Origin of the sequence: Aliidiomarina sp. (assembly GCF_047920995.1) — a bacterium.
In the GTDB taxonomy this organism is placed as follows: domain Bacteria; phylum Pseudomonadota; class Gammaproteobacteria; order Enterobacterales; family Alteromonadaceae; genus Aliidiomarina.
The window spans coordinates 1-24,604 of sequence record NZ_JBLRWZ010000036.1 but is presented as its reverse complement, the minus strand read 5'-3'; the positions used below and the strand labels follow the sequence as shown (position 1 = coordinate 24,604).

18 protein-coding genes are annotated in these 24,604 nt (G+C 51.5%); 10 read left to right on the top strand and 8 right to left on the bottom strand.

Annotation, left to right across the window (positions count from 1 at the left end; translation table 11 throughout):
* The 4 genes from ACNA7P_RS09550 to ACNA7P_RS09535 form a co-directional block, all read left to right on the top strand.
* Positions 1-986 (top strand): BcsE family c-di-GMP-binding protein (locus ACNA7P_RS09550; RefSeq protein WP_416258402.1); only part of this gene is annotated, 986 nt, incomplete at its 5' end.
* Positions 987-995: 9 nt separating this feature from the next.
* Positions 996-1,241: a hypothetical protein gene (locus ACNA7P_RS09545; protein ID WP_416258401.1), complete on the top strand. Its 246-nt coding sequence runs from the start codon at positions 996-998 to the stop codon at positions 1,239-1,241.
* Positions 1,238-2,938: a cellulose biosynthesis protein BcsG gene (gene bcsG, locus ACNA7P_RS09540; protein WP_416258400.1), complete on the top strand. Its 1,701-nt coding sequence runs from the start codon at positions 1,238-1,240 to the stop codon at positions 2,936-2,938. Before ACNA7P_RS09545 ends, bcsG begins: the two co-directional genes overlap by 4 nt.
* A 17-nt stretch (positions 2,939-2,955) precedes the next feature.
* Positions 2,956-4,467: an MBL fold metallo-hydrolase RNA specificity domain-containing protein gene (locus tag ACNA7P_RS09535; RefSeq protein WP_416258399.1), complete on the top strand. Its 1,512-nt coding sequence runs from the start codon at positions 2,956-2,958 to the stop codon at positions 4,465-4,467.
* A 179-nt stretch (positions 4,468-4,646) separates the two neighbouring features.
* On the opposite strand, the gene ACNA7P_RS09530 is transcribed toward ACNA7P_RS09535, so the two are convergent.
* The 8 genes from ACNA7P_RS09530 to ACNA7P_RS09495 all read right to left on the bottom strand — a co-directional run bounded on the left by ACNA7P_RS09530 (position 4,647) and on the right by ACNA7P_RS09495 (position 13,512).
* The gene (locus ACNA7P_RS09530) at positions 4,647-5,702 is read right to left on the bottom strand and encodes an ABC transporter ATP-binding protein (RefSeq protein ID WP_416258398.1); all 1,056 of its coding nucleotides are present in this window, start codon (positions 5,700-5,702) and stop codon (positions 4,647-4,649) included.
* 133 nt (positions 5,703-5,835) lie between these two features.
* Positions 5,836-7,599 (bottom strand): ABC transporter permease, encoded by a 1,764-nt coding sequence (locus tag ACNA7P_RS09525; protein ID WP_416258397.1) that lies wholly within the window; start codon positions 7,597-7,599, stop codon positions 5,836-5,838.
* Between the two features lie 26 nt (positions 7,600-7,625).
* Positions 7,626-8,660 (bottom strand): Fe(3+) ABC transporter substrate-binding protein, encoded by a 1,035-nt coding sequence (locus tag ACNA7P_RS09520; protein ID WP_416258396.1) that lies wholly within the window; start codon positions 8,658-8,660, stop codon positions 7,626-7,628.
* A 257-nt stretch (positions 8,661-8,917) separates the two neighbouring features.
* Entirely contained in the window at positions 8,918-9,700 is a 783-nt protein-coding gene (locus ACNA7P_RS09515; protein WP_416258395.1) for a 3',5'-cyclic-nucleotide phosphodiesterase, read from the bottom strand.
* Positions 9,697-10,140: a DUF3429 domain-containing protein gene (locus ACNA7P_RS09510; RefSeq protein WP_416258394.1), complete on the bottom strand. Its 444-nt coding sequence runs from the start codon at positions 10,138-10,140 to the stop codon at positions 9,697-9,699. Before ACNA7P_RS09510 ends, ACNA7P_RS09515 begins: the two co-directional genes overlap by 4 nt.
* Before the next feature lie 111 nt (positions 10,141-10,251).
* Positions 10,252-11,226 (bottom strand): calcium/sodium antiporter, encoded by a 975-nt coding sequence (locus tag ACNA7P_RS09505; protein ID WP_416258393.1) that lies wholly within the window; start codon positions 11,224-11,226, stop codon positions 10,252-10,254.
* Between the two features lie 3 nt (positions 11,227-11,229).
* Entirely contained in the window at positions 11,230-12,906 is a 1,677-nt protein-coding gene (locus tag ACNA7P_RS09500) for a Na/Pi cotransporter family protein (RefSeq protein ID WP_416258392.1), read from the bottom strand.
* 42 nt (positions 12,907-12,948) lie between these two features.
* A complete protein-coding gene (locus tag ACNA7P_RS09495) occupies positions 12,949-13,512 on the bottom strand; it encodes a TMEM165/GDT1 family protein (protein WP_416258391.1) in 564 nt (187 codons plus the stop codon).
* A gap of 170 nt (positions 13,513-13,682) precedes the next feature.
* On the opposite strand from ACNA7P_RS09495, the gene ACNA7P_RS09490 reads away from it, so the two are divergent.
* The 6 genes from ACNA7P_RS09490 to ACNA7P_RS09465 all read left to right on the top strand — a co-directional run bounded on the left by ACNA7P_RS09490 (position 13,683) and on the right by ACNA7P_RS09465 (position 24,499).
* On the top strand, positions 13,683-14,519 hold the full coding sequence (locus ACNA7P_RS09490; protein ID WP_416258390.1) for a substrate-binding periplasmic protein: 837 nt from the start codon (positions 13,683-13,685) through the stop codon (positions 14,517-14,519).
* Between the two features lie 273 nt (positions 14,520-14,792).
* Positions 14,793-15,851, top strand: a complete 1,059-nt coding sequence (gene arsB, locus ACNA7P_RS09485; RefSeq protein WP_416258389.1) for an ACR3 family arsenite efflux transporter — start codon at positions 14,793-14,795, stop codon at positions 15,849-15,851.
* A 10-nt stretch (positions 15,852-15,861) separates the two neighbouring features.
* Positions 15,862-16,875: an ArsJ-associated glyceraldehyde-3-phosphate dehydrogenase gene (locus tag ACNA7P_RS09480; protein ID WP_416258388.1), complete on the top strand. Its 1,014-nt coding sequence runs from the start codon at positions 15,862-15,864 to the stop codon at positions 16,873-16,875.
* A gap of 64 nt (positions 16,876-16,939) precedes the next feature.
* On the top strand, positions 16,940-18,118 hold the full coding sequence (gene arsJ, locus ACNA7P_RS09475) for an organoarsenical effux MFS transporter ArsJ (protein ID WP_416258387.1): 1,179 nt from the start codon (positions 16,940-16,942) through the stop codon (positions 18,116-18,118).
* Between the two features lie 322 nt (positions 18,119-18,440).
* Positions 18,441-23,081, top strand: coding sequence for a glutamate synthase large subunit (gene gltB, locus ACNA7P_RS09470; RefSeq protein ID WP_416258386.1), 4,641 nt, complete (start codon positions 18,441-18,443; stop codon positions 23,079-23,081).
* Positions 23,081-24,499, top strand: coding sequence for an FAD-dependent oxidoreductase (locus ACNA7P_RS09465; protein WP_416258385.1), 1,419 nt, complete (start codon positions 23,081-23,083; stop codon positions 24,497-24,499). Before gltB ends, ACNA7P_RS09465 begins: the two co-directional genes overlap by 1 nt.
* Positions 24,500-24,604: the final 105 nt, after the last annotated feature.

Below are 24,604 nucleotides of genomic sequence, written 5' to 3'. Positions count from 1 at the left end.
TTAGCCGCTGGAATTGGGAACTAAAAGAAAAGTTATTACCCAATGGCGGCGTAAATTTTCAATTTGTTACCCACGATAATTTTTCTGCTGATACGGCCCGCATGGGTGAAAAAGCGCCGCGTTTTGTGTGCAACACCGCAATTGATGAAGGTGAATTCGTGCCCAGCGAGTGGCAGCCTATTGATAGCGATACTGAATTGCGTGATGTATTACCGCAAGGCACTGATGCAGCCGTTTTGGTGGGTATTACTTCGCGCGAACAACTATTAAATGTTGCTGCCCGCATTTATGAGCTGCGGAAATATTTTGGCCCTTATTTGCGCATTATTGCGCGCGAGCGTGATGAATCATTACGGCTGCAAGATGAACGCATTCTTATTAGCAGTGGCGCGAATTTAGTATTGCCGAATGAAATTAGTACGCGCCGTATTATTGGCATTGCGGAAACCACAGTGGGTTTTTATTACTCACTTACCTTAGCCGACAGTTTTGCGGAAATAAAAAGCAACCAACTTACCGAAGAAGTACGTGGCTATTTGATGCCACTGGCGTTTTTGAGCTCCATTTATACGTTGGAGAAAAAAGCTGAACAGCAAGCGCTAGATTCCGTGCTAATTCGTGCCGAGCCTGGCACCGGCCTTACCGCCCATTCCATTGTCCGGCGTTTTTCTAGCCGTAGGCCGGGCGATGTAATTACGGTAATTGGCGACCAGGTATATTTGTATTTATATGGCTGCCGCGATAGTGATGTAAGTAATGTTTTGTATATGAATTTCGGTATTCCCAGCGATAATTTATTTAAAAATGAAGTGCGCTTGGTGAAACATGGACAAATTATTGATTTGCAAGCCCAGCTAGTTGCAGAAGAACGGTTAAACCCAAGCCCTGCGCTTGATATTGAATCGGGGTATCGTGAAGATGGCGCTATTACCCGTAAAGTTGCCGCAAAAACCGCACCCAAAGTGCGCAAAGCAGAATATTTATAAGGAAAAACGATGCCTGAAGCGTTGTTGATTTGGATAGTACTTGCAAGTTTCGTTTTCGGTTTACTGTGTGGGTTGGTAATCGCCTATGTGCGCGGGCTGATGCACCGGAATATGTTTACCTTTTCTCCGTTCAACCGGCATATTCGGGTGCTACGGCGTGATGCTAAGGCTGCATCTGTAGCGGGCTCGGCTGGTGGTACTCGCGCTGCGACAATAGATGACGCAAATGCTAACGCTGAGAAATCGCGCACATGAATGATCATTTATACCAACAACAACGGCATCACTTGCTCAATCATCCGTTGTTTTCATGGCCCGGATTGGGCGTATGGAGCTTCTACTTTTTACTGAAGATTGGCGCAGGAGTATTCGGTTATATTGAACTGAACCTACTATGGAATATTGTTTTATTCTTCTTTTTGGTAATACCGATACAACCGCGGTCTCTAAAAATTGCCCGGCAACTTATTGCCATTATCGCGGCGGTTATTTTGTTCTATCAAGAAACTAGCCTGCCACCATTTTCGCGACTAGTTGACCAATGGCAATTAGTAAGCAGCTTCAGTGTAGTGTATTTAGTTGAGCTTATTGGCCGTTTTATTGCCATTGAAGCCATTGCGGTATTTTTGGTAGCCATGATTGTATTTGCCTATTTGCGCAAAATTATCCGCATGACCGCCCTTACTCTAGTGCTTTTGGTTATTTACCCGGTGTTACCGCAGTTTGCTCCTGCTCCGATATATACATCGCCTTCCGCGCAAGTAACTAGCGCCCCCATGTTGGCGATACAGCGCGGCAGTGGTGATCCGGATGCTATTTTAACGCGCTTTTATGCGCAGCAAAGCCAAATTCGCTTAAGCCCACCGAGCGTGGCGAACCCAAATTTCGATATTTTAATTCTCAATGTATGCTCGCTATCGTGGCAAGATTTGCAGCAATTTGATTTGCTAGATCATCCGCTGTGGGCGCAAGCCGACATTATGCTCAGTAATTTTTACACCGGTAGTTCGTATTCTGGGCCTGCAACCTTACGTTTATTGCAAGCCAGTTGCGGCCACGTGCCTCATCGGCAACTGTTTGAGCCCGAAGGCGAATGCATGATGAACGAGCAGCTTGCAGCCCTTGGGTTTGCTGCTGAAATTCGCATGAACCACAGCGGCGCGTTTGATAATTTTTTACGGCAAATTCGTGAGCTCGGCGGCATGCAGGATGCGCAGGTTGTAAGCCCAGAGCAATTTCCAATTGCTATGAGTGGCTTTGATCAGGCGCCGATTCGGGCAGATAGCGCGATATTTACTGATTGGCTGGATACCCTCGGCGCAACGCCAAAATTCACCTTCTATAACACCATGAGTTTGCACGATGGCAACCGTTTATCGGGCTTTCGCGGCAATAGCATGGCGAGCTATCGAACGCGGGCCAAAACCTTGCTAGATGATACGCTGCAACTGTTTCAGGATATTGAGGCAAGCGGCCGTAACGTGCTGGTAGTGATGGTGCCAGAGCATGGTTCTGGGCTACAAGGCGATCGTATGCAACTGCCCGGTATGCGCGAGATTCCAACCCCGGAACTTACCCATGTGCCAGTGCTGTTTAAGCTGTTTGGTGAGGGGGTTGCTGGAGCTGGCTTGGACGTGGCGGGTTCGGCTGGTATGGGTGCGGCGGGTTCTTCTGCCGAATCGGCTGGTATGGGTGCGGCCGGTTCGGGCACACGAGCGCATGAGCTGGTACAAATTGGCCATGCCACTGGGCCTAGTGCAATTGCCGAAGTAATTTACGAAATTATCCGCCAACAGCCGTTTACTGGGGGCAGTTATCGCCCAGCTGAAATCGCTGGAGCGGTAAACGAAACATTGCCCGTGTTGGAAAATGACCGGGTAATTATGCTGAATGTGGAAGGGCAGTTTCTTCTGCAAATTAATAATGGAGAGTGGCGGCCTTATAACCGCTAAACAAGAAGGATAGCAACATGGACGTAATACACCACGGCGCAGCAAGCGGCGTTACCGGCTCGTGCCACGAGCTCGTTGTAGCACCCGGCGCCTCAGTTTTAGTGGATATTGGCTTGTTTCAAGGAGCGGAAACCAGCGGCGCCGATACGGTTAGCGGTGATGCCGGCGAAAACAACCAAGCCATTGATTTTTCGCTCGATAATGTGCGCGCGTTAGTAATTACTCACTGCCACATAGACCACGTGGGCCGCCTACCCTGGCTGCTCATCGCCGGCTACCGCAAACCCATCTTTTGTACTCGCGCCACCGCACATTTGCTGCCCATGGTAATCGAAGACGCCCTAAAAGTTGGCCTTACCCGCAACGCCCAGCTCATTCAAGCCGTGCTGAAACTGCTCGACGGCCTGCTGCATCCCGTAGATTACGATGAATGGCTCGAGCTTGGCACCATCGATGCCGCCCTACCGCTGCGCCTCCGCTTCCGCCAAGCCGGCCACATTCTTGGCTCTTCTTATGTTGAGTTTGAGAGGTTGGTGTCAGTGACGGCGGTGTCGGAGAGAGAGGTGTCAGTGACGACGGTGTCAGTGACGACGGTGTCAGACACCGCGCTCACTGACCCCAACCTCTCGGGCAAGCCGCAGCGGATTGTGTTTTCTGGCGATTTAGGCTGTAAAAACAGCCCCTTGTTGCCAGACCCGCAGCCGCTGGAGCGCGCTGATATGCTGGTGTTGGAATCTACCTACGGTGATAAAAATCATGAAAATCGCGCGGAACGGCAGCAACGCTTGCAACGCGTGATAGAACATTGTGTTGCCGATCGCGGGGCGGTGCTAATTCCTGCCTTCAGCATTGGCCGCACCCAAGAGCTGCTGTACGAGCTGGAAGATATTATTTACCAGTGCAAACAGGCGGAATGCGCCAAAGAACACAGCATTTGGCAAGATATCGTTGTGATCGTTGATTCGCCGATGGCAGCCGAATTTACTCAACAGTACCGCAAGATGCGCGATTTATGGGATGCCGAGGCGCGCGGCAGGCTGGCTGATGATCGCCATCCACTGAATTTCAAACGTATGCATATTGTTTCCAGCCACGCAGAACACGAACGTTTGGTGAACTATCTACGCAGCACCGGCGAACCCTGCATTGTGATCGCCGCCAGCGGCATGTGCACCGGTGGCCGCATGGTGAACTACTTGCGGGCCCTACTCCCCGATCCGCGCACCGATGTACTGTTCGTTGGCTTTCAGGCTGCTGGCACCCCAGGCCGTGATATTCAACGCTACGGCCCACGCGGCGGCTACGTGGATCTTGATGGCGAACGGATATGGATAAAAGCCGAGATTCACACCCTCGGCGGCTACTCCGCGCATGCCGATCAGCAAGAACTTATCGAGTTCATCGCCACCGCTGAACACGTTGGTTATGTGCGCCTAGTGCATGGCGATGCCGCCGTGCAGCGCGCCTTCCGCGCTATCCTGCAAGCCCGCTTCCCGGAAATAACCGTAGATTGCGCCTGCGATCTTTAAATTGGGGTCAGTGAGGCGCGTCTCCGTCCCCGTTTTTTAAGGTAGCATAGAAAACTGGCTGCCAGCCCTTGTGGCTCAGGGGTGTTAAGCGATTGCGCAAGAGATAGGGGTCAGTGTGGTTGCTCACTGACCCCTATCTTCAACTCGCCGAACGCAAGCGCTGCCGCTCAAGCTCAAGCTCAAGTATCGCAGTAGCCGGAAGGGAAGAGTACGAGGTGATCGAGGTTGAGGCGTAAGCCCACTTCTTGGCCGAGTTCATATTGGTGGTGAGATGGTGCCATGCATAGGAGGTGGCTGCCGTTTTCCAGTTCGGCGGTGTATAAGAAGTGCGCGCCACGGAATCCGCGCGCCACAATTTTTGCGCGCCGCTCTGAGCTGTCATCAATTACGATATCATCAGGGCGAATGAGCACATCTACCGCCTCACCCTCGGTACCGCGCACCACTTCATCACCGCGCAATAATCCGAGCGGTGTATCTACTTCAAGGTTATCGGTAACTGAACCGTGCACCAGCACCCCTACGCCAATGAAATCGGCCACCAAATGGTGCGCGGGCTGGTGATACAAACCATACGGAGTATCCCACTGCAGCAAGCGGCCGTGGTACATCACGCCAGCGCGATCTGCCATAGCGAAAGCTTCTTGTTGATCATGGGTAACCAACAGCGCGGTTATGCCCTCTTCTTTCAAAAGGTTGCGCACCTCCGCAGCAAGCGATTCACGCAACTCCGCATCCAAAGAAGAGAACGGCTCGTCCATTAACAATAGGCGTGGCTTCGGTGCTAATGCCCGCGCCAGTGCAATGCGCTGTTGCTGACCACCAGAAAGTTGATGCGGATACCGCGGGCCATAGCCCGCCAAACCCACATGCGAAAGCAATTGGTTTACCCGCTTGCGCTGCTCTTCATCTGATTGCTTGCGAATACCAAAGGCCACATTTTCAAACACGGTAAGGTGCGGAAACAAAGCGAAATCTTGAAACACCATACCTATGCCGCGTTTCTCCGGCGGAATGTGTTGCCCAGGCGAGCTTACCAAGCGTTTATCGAGTTCGATTCTGCCGGAGCTAACTTGCTCAAACCCGGCAATTGCTCGTAATAAGGTGGTTTTTCCGCAGCCACTAGGGCCAAGCAAACAGCCAATTTCGCCTTCACCAAGATAAAAGCTAACGCCATCAACAATAGTTTGTCGATCGAAGCTCACTTCTACACTGCTTAGTTTTAACTGGCTCATGCGTTTCCTTTATTCATTCGTTTAAACGTATGTACGTATTGGTATATCTGTATATGCGGATATCTGCATATGCGCATATCTATATATATGCATAAGCGCATGCACTCAACCATGCACCTAACCATGCACTCAACTACACCGGCTCGTAAATCTCGCCTGGCCTTGGATCCAGCGGCCGCGTTTCTTCTTTGCTCATAGTTTGCCGCCGGTTCATGGCGCGGCTCAACAGGATTACCGGAATCAAACCCGCCAATACAATCATAATGGCGGCGGGGCCTGCATCGGCTAAGCGTTCATCGCCCGCCATTTCATAAGCCCGCACCGCCAGAGTGTTGAAATTAAAGGGCCGCAACACTAACGTAGCCGGCAATTCTTTTAACACATCCACGAACACCAAGATGCCCGCAGTAATTAAACTTGTCCGCAATAACGGAAAGTGAATGCGCGTGAGCACTTCTTGGGATTTTAACCCTAAAATTCTGCCCGATTCGTCCATCGCGTGGCTAATTTGGCTCAAACCACTTTCTACGGTTTGAATGGAGATCGATAAAAACCGCACGGTATAGGCAAACAACAAGGCAATAATGGTGCCGGAGAAAATTAGCCCCGGATTCACACCAAAAACGCTCTCGCTAAAGGCAATAATTCGATGATCTAGCCAACTGAGCGGCACCATCACACCTACGGCAATTACTACGCCGGGAATGGCGTAACCGAGCGAGGCGAAACTTACCGAGGCTTTGGTAATACGGGTGCTGCTGGTTTGTTGGCGCTTACTGGCTACCCGTTTTCCGTAGCAGAGCCAGAGCGCGAAGGTAACGGTAATCACCGCCGCTAACGCCGCTAACACAAGGCTGTTGCGAATGAGGATCCAGAAGGCGGTATCGGCCCACACATCAAGGCGATCGAATGACCAGCTTAACAGCTGCAATGCCGGCAATAAGAAGCCGAACAGCACTGGTAAAAAACACACCATAAACGCGAGTAAGGCTTTACCGCCGCGCAGGCGCATGGGCCGGGTGGCTTGGTTACTGCGGCCAGCGTGATGATAGCGAGATTGTTTGCGTGATATGCGCTCCACCAGCATGAGCACTACTACGGCGCTCAGCAGAATGCTGGCCAGTTGCAGCGCCCCTACTTTGTCGTTCATGCCATACCACGTGCGGAAAATACCGGTGGTAAAGGTGGTAACGCCGTAAAAGTGCACGGTGCCGTAATCAGCTAGGGTTTCCATGAGCGCCAAGGTAACGCCTGTGGCGATGGCAGGACGTGCCATGGGCAACGCCACCCGTGAGAAACTTTGCCATGGGCCCAAACCCAGGGTGCGGCCAGCCTCTATTGCGGCGCGGGATTGTTCGATAAATGCGGCGCGGGTAACCAAGTACACGTAGGGGAATAAAACAAAGCCCATTACCAGCACAGCGCCGGTAAGAGAGCGGATTTCTGGGAAGGCGTAATCGCCGAGGCCCCAGCCCGAGAGCGTGCGTAAAGCGCTCTGCACCGGACCTTCAAAGCTGAGCATGCCACTGTATGTGTATGCGGTGATATAAGCTGGCATGGCTAAAGGCAACAGGAGCGCCCAGCGCAGCCAACGCACGCCGGGGAATTCGCACGCGGTGGTAAGCCACGCCGTGGCCACACCGATCACCAGCACCATGAGGCCAACACCTAAAAGTAAAATAGCGCTATGTTTTACATATTCGCCGATTACGTTACTGAACAAGTGGCTTAGGGTGGCGCGTTGTTCTTCGCCAGCGAGGCCCATAAAAAAGCTAGCTACTACCACGATTAATGGCAGACAAATAATAACGGCAACCAGTGGCAACGAAATATCGTGCCACTTGCGCCATAATTTCACACCTAAGTGTTTTCCTGCTTTGCGTAGGGTACGAACCATGAGTTTCCTTGCTTAATTTCGTGCGCTTAGCGCCAGCCGGCTCTATCCATTAAACGCACGGCAGCGGCATTGTTCTCGCCCAGTTCGCTCATGGATATCTCATCGGCTTTGAAGTTACCCCAGCTTTGCAATACTTCGCTCCACTGTGCGTTCGGGTTCACTGGATACTCGGAGTTCGCTTCGGCATACCAGCTTTGCGATGATTCGCGGGCTAAGAAATTCATTAGCTTGATAGCGTTTTCTGGATTGCGTGCACTTTTGATAAGGCCAATACCCGACACATTTACATGGGTGCCGTTGCTATTCTGCGCAGGCCAAGCAATGGCTACTTTGCTAACAGTATTTTGGTTGGTGGCATCATCGCTAAGGCTCATGCCGCCGAAATAATAGGTATTGGCGATGGCGATATCACATTGGCCCGAGGCTACCGCATGAATTTGATCCCGATCACCGCCTACCGGGTTGCGCGCGAAGTTAGCTACTAGGCCGCGCGCCCACTCTTCGGTAACAGCTTCGCCATAATGCGCAATCATGGCGGCTACCATGGATTGGTTGTAAATATTATCGGAAGAACGCACGCAAATACGGCCGCGCCATTGTTCATCGGCAAGGCTAAGGTAATCGGTAATTTCTTCGGGGTTTACCCGTTCTTTTGCATAAAATACTGGCCGTGCGCGCATGCTTAAGCCATACCAATGCCGCTCGCTATCCCGCAGGTGATCAGGCACCGCACCTTCTAAAACCTGCGTGTGGATAGGTTGGAATAAGTTCGCTTGTTTGGCCCGATGCAATGAACCTGCATCTACGGTGAGAAAAAGATCTGCTGGCGTGTTCGAGCCTTCACTTTGAATGCGCGATAACAGGCCGCTGCCAGAGCCGGTAAGGAGGTTCACTCGAATGCCGGTTTCGGCAGTAAATTCATCGAGTAGCGGTTTAATGAGGCTTTCATTGCGCGATGAGTAAAGGTTCACTTCATCACCCTTGCCGCTGCAGGCAATTAATGACGATACGGCAAGGGTTCCAGCCGCCAACGCTAACAATACTTTACTGCCTCGATTCATTCTCAAACCTCCTAATTTGTATGCTCGCTATTCTAAACGAACAGATCGTAAATGACAATCGTTATCATTTACACCACTTTCGGAGTACCTCTTTTGGGCGCAGTTCGGGGACAGAGAGAATGGGGTCAGTGAGGCGCCTCACTGACCCCATTCTTCCCCGCGCACCACAAGGGTGCAATAAGGCAAAGGGCTGGCGGCTAGTTTTCTCTGTCCCCAAAAAAGTTGGGGACGGAGACGGTGCTCACTGACCCCAATCTTTACAGCACAAAAAAATCACCGAGGTCGGTGCGCAGCGCTTCGGCGCAAGAGGGTTTGAGGTGGGAGATCCACACCTGTTTGGGGCGTATGGGTATGTTGGTGATGGTAGTGCGCACCATGCTGGGGGTCATGTGTTTGGTGCGTACGGCGAGCTCATGCATATCATCTGTGAATGAGCATTCGAGCATGAAGATATCGATGGCGCCGAGCTTGGCGAGTTCGGCATCGAGCAACGGCCCGGCGGTGGTATCGGAACTAAATACGAATTGTTCGCCGCCTATACGCGCGCTTACTCCAACAGTGGGAATCGTATGATCTACCGGAAATACTGTGATATCTACGCCGCTCCCTACTGCAAAACCACCTGCTGCAACTCTATCAGCTGCAACACCACCAGCTTCAGCAAGGCTAAACTGATCCCCAGGCTGGAATTCTACAAACTTCACAATCGGCCGATCTGGCGTTGGCAGCACCGTATAATCAGGCCAAATGGCGTTGTTAAAAATATTGTCCCGTAGCGTTTGAATGGTATGTGCCTGCGCATACACGGTAACTTGCTGGCCGTTATTATCGAACATATTGCTCAAAAACAAAGGCAACGCCGCAATATGGTCCATGTGTGCATGGGTGAGCACCACCGCCCGGATTTTGCGCATTTCCGCCAATGGCAACGAGCTTAAGCCGGTGCCCGCATCAATAATCGCATATTCGCATATGCGGATACATGTGCTGCCGCCGCTATCACTAAGGCCGCCAGAGCAGCCCAAAACATCAATTTTCATGCACCAACCCGAAGTTCAGTTGCTACGGTGATAAACCATAAAAAATGCGTACCTGCTACTACGAAGGTAACCGGCTGACGAAGTTTCTCGTACCACTTCTCGCCTACCCGCCGCACATCATACTTCACCCACAGCATGTACAAAATCGCCAGCACCACTAAGGCCCACAGCGCTGGTAAAAATACTACCGCACCCCAACCCACGAGCGCAGGCAACATACAAATAATCAGCGAGCCCTGCGGCTTTGCAAGCTTATCTGCCATTACCAAGCCGAAGTGAATACCGCCCAAGAAAGATAAGATCACGGCGCTATACACCAAAAATACCTGCAGCAACGGCTGTTGCCACCAACCAATGGCACCAATAATTGCGGTAGCCAAAAATGGCACCACGCCAGCCCAGGTTAAGCGATTTGCTGTTACGATCGTTGCTTCATTCATTGTTGATCCTTAAAACTTCGCTAAAAAACGATGGGCTGTTGCTGCCCGATTGTACGCTACGTTTTGCTGAGCGCTGTTCGTGGGCTGCTTACATTAAGGTTCGTGGGCGCGCTAACCGGCGCCGTTAAACACAACCCACGCCAAATAACCTACATACGCAACCAGTAACACGCCGCCTTCCAGCCGATTAATTCGCCCCGGCCGCTTCGCTTTTTTCACTCGGAAGGCAAACACCAACACCGCCAAGGTAAGCAACCCCATTACCAAATAATCTCGGGTAAGTACTTCTGGCGCCACCGCGAATGGATGAATTGCTCCGGCTATACCTACTACGGCAAGGGTATTGAAAAGGTTTGAACCAATAATGTTACCGAGCGCTAAATCATGCTCATTTTTGCGAATTGCAGCAATGGCACTGGCCAGTTCCGGCAATGAAGTACCAATCGCTACGATGGTGAGGCCAATAACGAGATCACTCACGCCAAAGGCTTCGGCAATATCTACCGCACCCCACACTAACATCCGCGAGCTGGCAATCAACAGGAACAAGCCGACAAACAACCACATCACCGCGCGGGCGATGGGCATATCGTGGGTGGAAAGATCCGCTTCAGTTTCTAAACCCAAGGCATCTTCGCCATTTAAACCCTGCTTAATTGACCAGCCCATCACGGTGAAGAATACGGCCAGTAAAATCAGAGCATTCCAGCCACTTACAAAACCATCATACACAACCCAACCGGCCAGCAAAGTAACCGCGATTAAGATCGGCATCTCGCGGCGAAGTATGTTCGATTGCACGGTAATAGGCGCGATTAATGCGGTGATGCCCAATACCATGCCAATGTTGGCGGTATTCGAGCCAAAGGCATTACCCAGTGCCAGGCCCGGATTCCCTTGCGCTGCCGCAAACGCGGAAACCACCATTTCTGGTGCCGAGGTACCAAAGCCAATAATCAGCATCCCGATCAATAATGGCGACATACCAAAATGTCGGGCTGTTACCGCGGCCCCTTCAATAAAGCGGTCTGCGGACCAAATTAATAACGCCAATCCAAAAACAATGGCAACGCCTGCAAGTAGCATAAGTTATTCTTTCCGCTTAGTTTCGTTGATTTCACCCGGGTTAGAGAGAATGGGGTCAGTGAGCGCGGTGTCTGACACCGCCGTCTCTGACACCGCGCTCACTGACCCCATCATCTTCTCCCCAGCATTCGGGTATAGAACCGCAGCGATGCGCAGCACGCGGCGGGCACTTTCTTCAAATAGGGAAATAATGTTGAGCATGCGGGTTACTTCCGGCGCACTGCGCTCGCCCGCTTTCACCGCATTCAATAAGTGGCTGCGGCGTGCACGGCGGGTAGCCGCTATATCCGCAAGCAGCTCTTGCCGCTCACTCACCGTAAGCTCTTTATAATTAGCCGGCCTTAGAATATCCATAATTTGCGCGCTTAGTTTGCCGCGCAGGGCCTTAGCAATATCATCATGGGGCATACGCGCCAGCTCATGCAGGGTATCTTTCAATTGCACGCACTCTTCGCGCGCCCAACTTAAATTCAAAAAGGTTTCCGCTTGCTCCGCCAATGAGCCACTGCTACTTAATTTATTGCCAAAATCTTGAATAGACCCCAGCAGCGCAGTGGTGTGAAAATCCTCTTCTGGCGGCGCTTCCGCATCGGCATCAATAATTTTTCGCGCCCGCCCGAGCAACTGCTTGAACACGCGCTTCAGTTCGGAATGCATGGCGCCCACACCCATGGCTGGTATTTCTAACACCGTATCATCGAGGTAGCGCGGTTTTTCCGAGGTAAGCGCTGGCTGCTTAATCCATCTCTCTACTTTGCGAATCAGGGTGCCGGCAAAGAACCACATTAATACCAAACCCAAAAGGTTAAACAAGGTATGAAATAGCGCTAAGCCGGTACTGATATTCGCGCGCGCATCGCCGCCCGCCAACCACTGGGAAACCCACCATAGCGGCACCAACAAAATCAACGCGATCACAGCAGTAAGCACTTTTTCAATTACATGAATTAACGCCAGCCGCCGCGCATTGGTAGTGGCACCGATGGAGGAAAGCATACTGGTAGCAGTAGTGCCGATGTTGGCACCAATTACCAAGGCCGCACCGAGTAATGGTGTAAGCACACCGGTAACCGACGCAGTTAAAATAATGGCCAAGGCCGCCGAAGACGATTGAATCAACGCGGTAAGCACCGCCCCCACTAACACGCCGAGCACAATGCCCCAAGCACCCGTAGCGCCGAGTTGTTCTAGCGGTAAATAATCCACCACATCAATAAAGGCATCGCGCAAAATACCGAGGCCCAAAAACAACACCCCAAACCCCGCCAGCGCCGTGCCAACATGGGGCGCACGTGGTTTATTGCTGAGTATCAGCTTCAATAACATGCCCACACCAATCAGCGGCAGCGCAATTAGCTCAACTCTAATTTTTAAGCCCACGAGCGCCACAATCCAAGCTGTCATCGTGGTGCCGAGGTTGCTACCAAACACCACCCACGCGGCTTGTTTTAAGCGCAACATACCTGCGTTGGTGAAACCCAGCGTAGCCACAATTACCGCGCTCGATGATTGCACCAAGGCGGTAATACTAAAACCAGTAAATGCCGCCCTTAACCGCGTTTGCGTGGAGCGCTCGAGCATCCCACTTAATGCCTGCCCTGCCGCTGCTTTCAGGCCATCGGTCATCATGCCCATACCGAGCAACAATAAACCCAATCCACCTAGTGTCATCATTAACATGCAGGCATTCCTTTTTCAGCTGAGCGAATAAGCTAAGCCAACCTATGCGAGCATGGCCGCGAGGCCAAGCACCACAAACACAATACAACCAATGATTTTTATAACATGAAGCGGCACATGTTTGGTAATCCATGCACCAAAGAAAATTACCGGTGCCAATACCAGGCTCATCCCCACCACTGCGCCAGCCGCCACCGGCAGAATGGTGCCGTAGTGCGCCGCAAGCATCATGGTAACAATTTGCGATTTGTCGGCAATTTCGGAGAGGCTTAATAGCAAAAACGCCGCTAAAAATGGCCCGAAGCGCGCAAATTTGGAAGGTTTTTCGGCATCTTCGTGTTTTTCGGGCAACAGCATGGCAAAGCCCATAACAATGAATGCCACGCCAACAACGATGGATAGCCAATCACCGAAAATAACATCACCAACGAGAAAACCGAGGCTGCTGGCAATACCGTGCATAAGTATTGTGGAAAGCAGCATGCCTGCGAGGATAGCTACGCGCTGTTTGGGAAATCGCGCGGCCAATAACAAGGCAATAAATTGGGTTTTATCCCCTAATTCGGCAACTGCCACCGCCACTAAGGCGGCAAAAAACTCTACCATGCCAACATCCTTTTATATATTGCGCGCATTCTAGCAAAGCCGCTGCTATTGCGCTATGCGCATGAGTGGCATGGCACCTGCTCTCGCCTGCCGCGCATGCCTATAGTGGCGGAAAAGTGAGCAAGCACCTACACTAAGGATTAACACATGACCATAACGAAGGGGGCCGTATGAACGGTATAACCAAAGCGTTGTTTGCGATTGTTGTAGCCATGCTGGTGGGTTGTGCACCAGTGAATCAGGATGCACCCGATGTAACTGAGATGGAGATGAACCCGCAGCCAGCAGTGCAGATGTATTCAGAGCCCAGCTGCACCTTAGTAGTGGGTTTTGAAAGCTGGGAGCCCTACCAATACACCAGTGTAAATGGTGAAGTGGGCGGCGTAGATATAGAGATTGCCAAACGCGCGGCCACGCACATTGGCTGCGTACTGCGCGCCCAACAAGGTAGTTGGCGCGATCTGCTGATTTGGCTACAAGATGGCGAAATCGATTTAGTAATGGGCGCATCGCTTACGCCGGGTAGGCTTGAGTATGCCCACTTTTCCATTCCCTACCGCAATGAGCAATTTAGCTTATTTATTCGCAGTGCTGAAGCGCGCCGCCACGACATGGATAGTATTGACGAGTTTCTTGCCGAAGGCCTGCGGGTTGGCATCGTAAATGAGTATTTTTATGGTGAAGAGATGCAAGAACTAATGTACGAAAGCGAATATAGCGATCAATTTGTAGGCGCGCGTTTGAATGAGTTGAATATGGCGCGATTATTGGATGGTGATATTGACGGTTTTATGGAAGATAACCTAGTAGCTGCCTCCATTATTCGCCGGCGCGGATTTACCGATTTAATTACACGCCACACAATTAGCTTACCCGCCTCGGAAGTATACGTGATGTTCTCACGCAACGCGGTTACCGAGGCCGAAGTGGATGAGTTTAATTTAGCCTTGCAAGAGCTTATTGATAATGGCTTCATTAACGAGTTAATTACCCGCTACGGTGGTTAGTTTGTAATCTTTATTGCTGATTTTATTGGTACCTTTTTGGATAACCTTTATCAGCCACTTAGGAAGCGCACATCTTGTGCGCTTTCTTATTTCTGGCTGCCGTTTTGTGCTCTAACGGCTATATTTGGGATGCATATTTGGCTAACATATATGGATATTCATATATACCGGCCTAATAGATTGCGAGCGCAAAGGCCAGTGGATCTTCTACACAGCTTCCGCCTCAGCCCCATCCTGGGTAGATACCATGACGTATGCAGAAAAGGGAAAGTAATGGGAATTTTTGAGCGTTATCTCTCAGTTTGGGTTGCACTGTGTATTGTTGCCGGTGTGGCACTTGGTGTTGTTGTTCCCGAAATATTCAACGCTATCGCTGCAGCTGAAGTTGCCCAGGTAAACTTAGTAGTTGCAGTGTTGATTTGGGCAATGATTTTCCCAATGATGACCCACATCGATTTAAGCTCTATAAAAGATGCCACGCGCAAACCGAAGGGGTTGTTTCTCACCTTGGTGGTAAATTGGCTGATTAAACCCTTCACCATGTTCGGCCTCGGTTACTTCTTTTTCTTTGTGGTATTCAAAAACTTCATTCCTGCGGAAGATGCCTCGCAATATTTAGCCGGCGTTATTTTGCTTGGGGTTGCCCCTTGTACCGCAATGGTATTCGTATGGAGCCAACTTACACGCGGCGATGCAAGCTATACCCTGCTGCAGGTTTCAGTGAACGATGTAATTCTTATTTTTGCCTTCGCCCCTATCGCTGGTTTACTGCTGGGCCTCACTGATATTTCGGTACCTTGGGAAACCCTTACCCTCTCGGTAGTGCTGTATGTAGTGCTCCCGCTCATTGCCGGGGTGCTGGTGCGCAAAGCACTGCTAGGTAACGGAGGGCCGAATTCAAACAGCGAAAAGAATGTGGCTCGCTTAGCCGCATTTCAAGCGAAAATAAAACCGATGTCGATCGTTGGCCTATGCTTAACCGTATTGATTTTATTCGGGTTGCAGGCAAACTCGATTATTAATAGCCCCTTTGTGATGCTATTAATTGCAATTCCGCTGATACTGCAAACCTACTTTATTTACGTTATAGCACTAGGTGGCGCATGGTTTTTACGCTTACCGCACAACATTGCGGCACCAGCCTGTTTAATTGGCACTTCTAACTTTTTCGAGTTGGCAGTGGCGGTTGCCATCGGTGTATTTGGGATTGCCTCGGGGGCAGCCCTTGCTACTGTAGTTGGCGTACTCGTGGAGGTGCCGGTAATGCTTTCTTTGGTAGCCATTGCGAACCGTTTAGCACCGAAATTTAACGAACGAGCAAAACAACATTGAGGTACATACTATGAGTAAAAGAAAAGTACGCGTAGGTATTAATGGCTTTGGCCGTATCGGCCGCTTGGCGCTGCGAGCTGCTTTCGATAACCCAGATTTAGAGTTTGTGCTGATAAACGATCCTGGCACCGATGCCACCATGATGGCGCATCTGCTTGAATTTGATTCTACCCACGGGCGGTGGCCAAATGCGGTGAGTGCCAGTGAAAACGCCATTCATATTGATGGCCATGAAATTGCCTATTCCCAGCATAAAGATTTCACTAAGGCGGATTTCAGCAACTGCGATATTGTAATTGAAGGCTCGGGCAAATTTAAAACCGCAGAAGCACTGCAGCCTCTGTTGGATCAAGGTGTTGAGCATATTGTGGTAACGGCGCCAGTGAAAAGTGAGGGCGTGCCAAATATCGTGGTAGGTGTAAATGACGAAGATTTCGATGTTCATGAGCACGCTATCGTAAGTGCGGCTTCGTGCACTACGAATTGTTTAGCGCCAGTGGTGCAGGTGATTAAAAACACCTTCGGTATTAAGCATGCTTCTATGACCACCATTCACGCGCTTACTAATACGCAAAGTATCTTGGATGCACCACACAAAGATATGCGCAGAGCACGAGCATTGGGCTCATTGATTCCTACCACTACTGGCTCTGCTAAAGCGATCACCATGATTTTCCCTGAGTTAAAGGGCAAAATTAATGGCCATGCGGTGCGCGTGCCTATTGATTGCCCTTCATTAACCGATATGGTGTTTGAAGTGGAAAAAGCCACTACAGCCGAAGCGGTGAACGCTGCATTGAAGGAGGCAGCGGAAGGCGATTTAGAAGGTATTTTAGGCTACGAAGAGAAACCGTTGGTATCGATTGATTACAAAACCGACCCGCGCTCATCTATCGTAGATGCGCTTTCTACGCTGGTGGTAAATGGCACTCATGTGAAAATTTACGCTTGGTATGACAACGAATGGGGTTATGCAAACCGTACCATTGATCTTGTGAAACGCATTGCGGCGTCGCGCAGCTAAAATCCGCAGTGAGGGAAGGCCGATTTAAGCTAGTTTCTACTTCACACTAAGCAATATAGAAGTTATGAATATAAAACAGTATTTGGTAATTACGGGCAATTATTGGGCGTTCACGCTCACTGATGGCGCCCTGCGCATGTTGGTGGTGCTGTTTTTCCACCAACTTGGCTACAGCCCACTCGAAATTGCCATGTTGTTTGTGTTTTATGAGTTTTTCGGCGTAGTTACCAACCTGTTAGGGGGGTATCTTGGCGCGCGCATCGGCCTGAATAGAACCATGCAAATTGGCCTAGTGCTGCAAATTATAGCCCTCGCCGCCCTTACCGTGCCCACCGAATGGCTTACCATTGTGTGGGTAATGTGCGCGCAAGCGATTTCCGGTATCGCCAAAGATTTAAATAAGATGAGCGCCAAAAGCGCCATCAAAATGTTGGTTCCCGATGATGCCCACAGTACCTTGTATAAGTGGGTAGCGATACTCACGGGCTCGAAAAATGCGTTAAAAGGGGTAGGCTTTTTCTTAGGTGGCCTGCTGCTCACATTGCTCGGGTTCGTAGGCGCATTGTGGGCCTTGATGGCATTACTCATTGTGGTGTGGCTGGCCAGCTTAGTGTTGCTGCAAAGCGAGCTTGGCGTTGCCAAAGTGAAGCCAAAGTTCAAAGACATCCTCTCGAAAAGCCGCGCCATTAACGTACTTTCCGCCGCGCGAATGTTTTTATTTGGTGCTCGGGATGTGTGGTTCGTGATTGCCCTGCCGGTAACCTTAAGCCAAGTGTTCGGCTGGGATCATTGGCAAGTGGGCGCATTTTTAGCGATTTGGGTGATTTTCTACGGCTTTATTCAAGCCATTGCACCAAGAATTGCCAAGGCCGATGCCTCTGCGTTTTTGTGGGCAGCGCTGCTTACCATAGTGCCACTAACCATTGCTGCCTTGCTGCAATTCGGTGGTGCGTGGGGTATAAGCCCGCAACTGAGTATCGTGATCGGTTTACTGCTATTCGCCATGCTGTTCGCTATCAATTCCTCGCTACACAGCTACCTAATTATCCGCATCGCCAATGCCGACGGTGTTTCGCTCGATGTTGGCTTCTACTACATGGCCAACGCCATGGGCCGTTTGCTTGGCACCATCCTTTCTGGCCTCGTGTTCCAAACCGCCGGCTTTATCGCCTGCTTACTCATTTCAGCACTTTTCCTCGCCCTCAGCGCCGTAATCGTAAAACCCCTCGAAACTAAAGTTTAACTGCGAAAGATTGGGGTCAGTGAGCGCGGTGTCAGTGAGGCGTTCCTCTGTCCCCAAGGCGCAGCACTGTAGTTGGTGGGCTAGTGGCTTCCCTCGAGACGCCGTGAACCCATCCTTGGGGGCTTGGCTGCCGCATCCATGCGGCAGACACTCGAGTTCAGCCACTAGCCCACCAACATGAGCTGCGCGGAAGGGACAGAGGAACGCCTCACTGACCCCGATCTATTCCCTCGGCAATTCTTGCCATTCACGCGGGTTATATGCATATTCACAGAATAATGATAAGTTAATAAGTTGTTATACGTTTAGGTGGGAGTTGTATATGTTGCAAAATTCTTTGTACGGGGCTAGTACGCAAGCAAACACGGTGCGTGATAACTGTGGTTTTGGTTTGATAGCGCAGCTGGATGGCGAGCCGAGCCATACCATTGTACAACGCGCGATTACTGCGCTCGATAGAATGATGCATCGCGGAGCTATTGGCGCCGATGGTAAAACCGGGGATGGCTGTGGTATTCAAATGCAGCTCCCGAAAGCGTTTTTTCAAACCATTGCCGAGGAACACGGCTGGAAACTTGGGAAGAAATTCGCCGTTGGCCATGTGTTTTTAAGTGCTAATGATGAAAAGCGTAGCCGCGCCAAACGTATTCTTGAAGAGGAATTAAATAAAGAAACCTTAAGTGTGCACGGCTGGCGTGTAGTGCCCACCTCCCCCGAAGTGCTGGGTGAAATTGCGGCAAGCACCTTGCCGGTAATTGAACAAATTTTCGTTTCTGCGCAGCCTGGATGGCGCAAAAAGGATTTGGAGCGGCGCTTATACATGGCTCGCCGCCGCACTGAGAAGCGCATTGCTGTGGGCCAGAGTATGGGCGATGCTATGGGCAGTTCAGCCGAGCCTGAGGCGCCAAACAGCGCGCACAATGCCGATCCCGATTTTTATGTAGCTTCCCTAAGTTGCTTGCTGATTGTGTACAAAGGCCTAATGATACCGGCAGATTTGCCGCGTTTTTACCATGATTTGGCCGATGAGCGCCTGCAAAGTGCAATTTGCGTATTTCATCAGCGCTTTTCTACGAACACGCAACCACGCTGGCCACTTGCCCAGCCCTTTCGCTTTTTGGCTCACAATGGCGAAATTAATACCATTGCCGGTAATCGCCAATGGGCGTTGGCGCGCAGCTATAAAATGCGTTCGCCTTTGCTGCCTGATTTAAATGATGCGGCGCCGTTTGTAAGTAGCGAAGGTTCGGATTCCTCTTCGCTGGACAACATGCTGGAAATGTTGCTCGCCGGTGGTATGGATTTGTTCCGAGCAATGCGCTTGCTGATTCCGCCAGCATGGCAAGGCGACCCTACAATGGACGCCAAATTACGCGCGTTCTATGAGTTTAACTCGATGCATATGGAGCCTTGGGATGGTCCGGCCGGTGTGGTGTTGAGTAATGGCCGCCATGTAGCCTGCAGTTTGGATAGAAATGGCTTGCGCCCTGCTCGCTTTGTTATTACTGATGATCGCACCATTACCGTAGCCTCGGAAGTGGGCACCTGGGATTACCAGCCCGAACAGGTAGTAGAAAAAGGCAGATTAGGCCCCGGCGAAATGCTGGCGGTGGATACCTATAACGGCAAGATTTGGCGCAGCAAAGAAATTGACCACGATTTAGAGAGCCGCCACCCATACAAAGAATGGTTGGATGCGCATATTTTACGGCTCACCCCTTTTGCGGAATTAAGCGCGGAAGCCATTGGCAAGCGCCTCTTTGATGATGCCACTATGGCGGTGTACCACAAGCAGTTTTATTACTCGCGGGAAGAAATTGAGCAAGTAATTAAAGTACTAGCCGCCGATGGCCAAGAGGCTACCGGATCGATGGGTGATGATACCCCTGTGGCGGTGTTATCAAGCAAGCCGCGCCTGCTCTATGATTATTTCCGCCAACAGTTCGCGCAAGTAACCAACCCGCCGATCGACCCAATTCGAGAGCGCCATGTAATGTCGTTGGGAACCTGTATTGGCCGCGAACAGAACATGTTTAACGAAACCTCGGGCTACGCCAATCGTGTGTTGTTCGAAAGCCCGGTGCTGATGTACACCGATTTGAAACAGCTAAAAGCGCTGGATAACGAGCATTACGCTTGGCGCAGTTTTTCGTTGCAGTTCAACCCAACCGAACAAAGCCTTGCCGAGGCCGTGCGTGCATTAGCGGATAATGTAGAGCATGCCGTGCGCAGCGATAAAATTGTTATCGTAATCCTTACGGATCGCGCCATTGATAAAGGCCTGCTGCCGATTCCTGCCGCTATGGCCACCGGTGCGGTGCAAAACCGCTTGGTAGCCCAACAATTGCGCTGTGATGCCAACATTATTGTAGAAACCGCGTCGGCGCGTGATTCCCATCACATCGCGGTATTGGTGGGCTTAGGCGCAACGGCGGTGTATCCATTTATGGCCTATGAAACCATCGAGCAGCTAATTGATAAAGGTGGTTTGCAACTACCCGCGCGTAAGGCATTAAGCAATTATCGCCAAGGTATTAACAAAGGCTTGCTGAAAATCATGTCGAAAATGGGCATCGCGGCGGTATCTAGCTACCGCGGTGCGGGTTTATTTGAGCTAGTTGGCGTGGCGCCGGATGTACATGAACTCTGCTTCCCTATCTGCCATCGCCGTATTAACGGCGCTAGTTTTGAGCATTTCCAGCGCGATCTGCAACTGTTACATCAACGTGCGTGGCTACCGCGCAAACAAGTAGAGCATGGTGGGCTGCTGAAGTACGTGCATGGTGGGGAATACCACGCCTATAACCCTGAAGTAGTGGCCACGCTGCAGCGCGCCGTAAACAACCGCGATAGCGCCGAGTATGCGCGCTTCGCTACCGCCGTAAACAACCGCCCCGTAGCCATGCTGCGCGATTTGCTGCGCCTGAAGCCTCCCCGTGGCGAAGAGAATGGGGGCAGAGAGAGAGGGGTCAGTGAGCACGGTGTCAGTGACGGCGGTGTCAGTGACGGCGGACACCGACCCCAATCTACTGTTTTTTCCGCAAAAGCGGACAAAAAACCGTTGTTTGCGCGCTTTGATACGGCGGCGATGTCGATTGGGGCGCTAAGCCCAGAGGCGCATGAAGCGCTGGCGGTTGCGATGAATAAGCTTGGTGGCCACTCAAACTCTGGTGAAGGCGGTGAAGATCCGGCGCGCTTTGGCACCCTGAAGAATTCGCGTATTAAGCAAATCGCATCTGGCCGTTTTGGTGTAACGCCACATTACTTGGTGAACGCCGATGTGCTACAAATCAAAATTGCGCAAGGGGCGAAACCTGGTGAAGGGGGGCAACTGCCGGGTGAAAAAGTTACCGCAGAAATCGCCAAGCTGCGGTTCTCTGTGCCGGGAGTTACGTTAATTTCGCCGCCGCCGCATCACGATATCTATTCCATTGAAGATCTCGCCCAGTTGATTTTCGATCTCAAACAGGTAAACCCAGCTGCCCTTATTTCGGTGAAACTGGTTTCTGAACCCGGCATTGGCACCATTGCTACCGGTGTGGCGAAAGCCTACGCGGATCTAATTACCGTAAGCGGTTACGATGGCGGCACCGGCGCCAGCCCGCTTACTTCAGTGAAATACGCCGGTTCGCCTTGGGAGCTTGGCCTCGCTGAAGTGCATGAAGCATTAGTTAGCAACGGCTTGCGCCACAAAGTGCGCTTGCAAGTAGATGGCGGCTTAAAAACCGGCCTCGATATCATTAAAGCCGCTATTTTGGGCGCCGAAAGCTTCGGCTTTGGCACCGCACCCATGATAGCTTTGGGCTGCAAATACCTGCGTATTTGTCATCTTAATAACTGCGCCACCGGCGTGGCCACGCAAGATCAAACCCTACGCCAACAGTTCTTCAATGGCTTACCGGAAAAGGTAGAAAACTATTTCCATCTGCTGAAAGAGGAAGTGGAAGGCTATCTTGAGCAACTGCAGGTAAGCGATATTACCGATCTCATTGGCCGCACTGATTTACTGGAGCAAGTAAGCGATAACTTACACCACAAAGCTGCTGCTATCGATTTGGCACCGGTTCTTAGATCGGCCGGTGTTACCTCACAGCAGCCGTTGTTTTGCACCGAAAAGAATCCGCCACACGATAAAGGCGCACTCAACCAACAGCTACTTGCCGAATGCAGCGCCGCCGCGCAACAACGCAAAAGCCGCGATTTCCATTTCCCTATTCGCAACGATGATCGCTCGGTAGGTGCGAGCCTTTCGGGCTTTATCGCCAAGCAACATGGTTTGCAGGGCATTGCCGGAACGCCGCTGCGCCTGCACTTTACCGGTACCGCCGGACAAAGCTTCGGCGTGTGGAATGCCCCTGGCCTGCACCTCTTCTTAACCGGAGATGCCAATGATTACGTTGGCAAAGGTATGGCTGGTGGGCGTATTACTCTAAAACCTGCTGCCAACACCTCATTTGCTAGCCACACTGCTGTAATTATGGGTAACACCTGCCTATACGGCGCCACTGGCGGCCGTTTATATGCCGCGGGCCTTGCCGGTGAACGTTTTGCCGTGCGCAACAGCGGCGCGGTAGCCGTGGTAGAAGGCATTGGCGATCACGGCTGTGAATACATGACCGGCGGTGTAGTGGTGGTGCTCGGCAACACTGGCATCAATTTCGGTGCCGGCATGACCGGAGGTATGGCTTACATTTTGGACGAAAACAACGATTTTGAGCAACGCATGAACAGCGAACTTACCGAAACTGTAGCCATTGAATCGCCGATTTTAAAAGAGCATTTACGCGGCTTTATTCACGATCATATGGAGCACACCGGTAGCGAACGTTCGCGCCGGATACTGGCCGAATTCGGGCACTGGCTACCCAAGTTTCGCTTGGTGAAACCGCGCGCCCGCGATATTCGTGATTTGCTTGGCCATCGCGCGCGCTCCACCGATTCCATTCGTGTGGAGGTAATGTAATGGCTAAGAATATCTATCAGTTCGTAGATGTGGGGCGCGCCGAAGCGCCGAAACGCGCCTTGCACGAACGGCAAATTGAGTTCGTAGAAATTCATCAACCGATGCAGGGCGATCATGTGGCGGCTCAAGCCGATCGCTGCCTAGATTGCGGCAACCCCTATTGCGAGTGGCAGTGCCCAGTGCACAACTACATTCCACAGTGGCTAGAGCTGGCACAAGCAGGAAAAATCATTGAGGCGGCGGAATTATCGCACCAAACCAATAGCTTGCCAGAAGTGTGTGGCCGCGTGTGCCCGCAAGATAGGCTTTGCGAAGGAGCCTGCACCTTAAACGATGATTTTGGTGCCGTAACCATTGGTGCCATTGAAAAATATATTAACGATACCGCCTTCGCTATGGGCTGGCGGCCTGATTTAAGCAATGTACAACCACTGGGCAAAAAAGTAGCTGTGGTAGGCGCTGGCCCAGCAGGCCTAGCCTGCGCCGATGTGCTCGCCCGCAACGGCGCCGAAGTAACAGTATACGATCGCTACCCAGAAATTGGCGGTTTGCTAACCTTCGGTATTCCCGCGTTTAAGCTCGAGAAATCGGTAATGGAGCAGCGCCGCGAGATTTTCACCGGCATGGGCATTCACTTTGAGCTTAACTGCGAAGTGGGCCGTGATGTGCAGTTTGCCGATTTGCTAAATGATTATGCTGCGGTGTTCGTGGGCTTAGGCACTTATAAAGCGGTTGATGGCAGCCTGCCCGGCCTTCAAAGCAAAGGGGTTTACCCAGCGCTGCGCTACTTAATTGGTAACACGGCGAATATCATGAGCTACGCCATGCACGAATATCCGCATATCTCTTTGGCCAACGAGCAAGTAGTAGTACTCGGTGGTGGCGATACTGCTATGGATTGTGTGCGTACCGCGATTCGCCAACAAGCGAGTTCAGTGGTGTGCGCGTACCGGCGCGATGCCGAGAATATGCCCGGCTCGCGCAAAGAAGTGCAGAATGCGCGCGAGGAAGGCGTTGATTTTCAATACAATTTACAGCCCTTAGCGATTGAAACCGATACCCAAGGCCAGGTTACCGGCGTGCGCTTCGTGCGCACGGCGCTTGGCCCACCCGATAGCGCTGGGCGGCAAAAACCTGAATCGGTGGCTGATTCGGAATTCGTAATGCCTGCCACGGCGGTGGTGCTGGCGTTTGGTTATCAGGCGAATCCACCGGAGTGGCTTGCCGAGCACGGAGTTACCTTCAACGAATGGCGCTTAATTCAAGCCGCGGATGAACACGCACCCTACCCGCTACAAACCGAAAATCCAAAGATCTTTGCCGGCGGCGATATGGTTCTCGGCGCCGATCTCGTAGTAACCGCCATCGCCCAAGGCCGCGCTGCCGCCGAGGGCATCCTCGACATGCTCTCGGCCTGAGCGCGGAGCAGCATTGCTTCCACGCTACAGCCCGCGCGCTGGCGAAGGGAAGATTGAGCTCCAGCCAGAGTGTCTGCCGCATGGATGCGGCAGCCAAGCCTACAG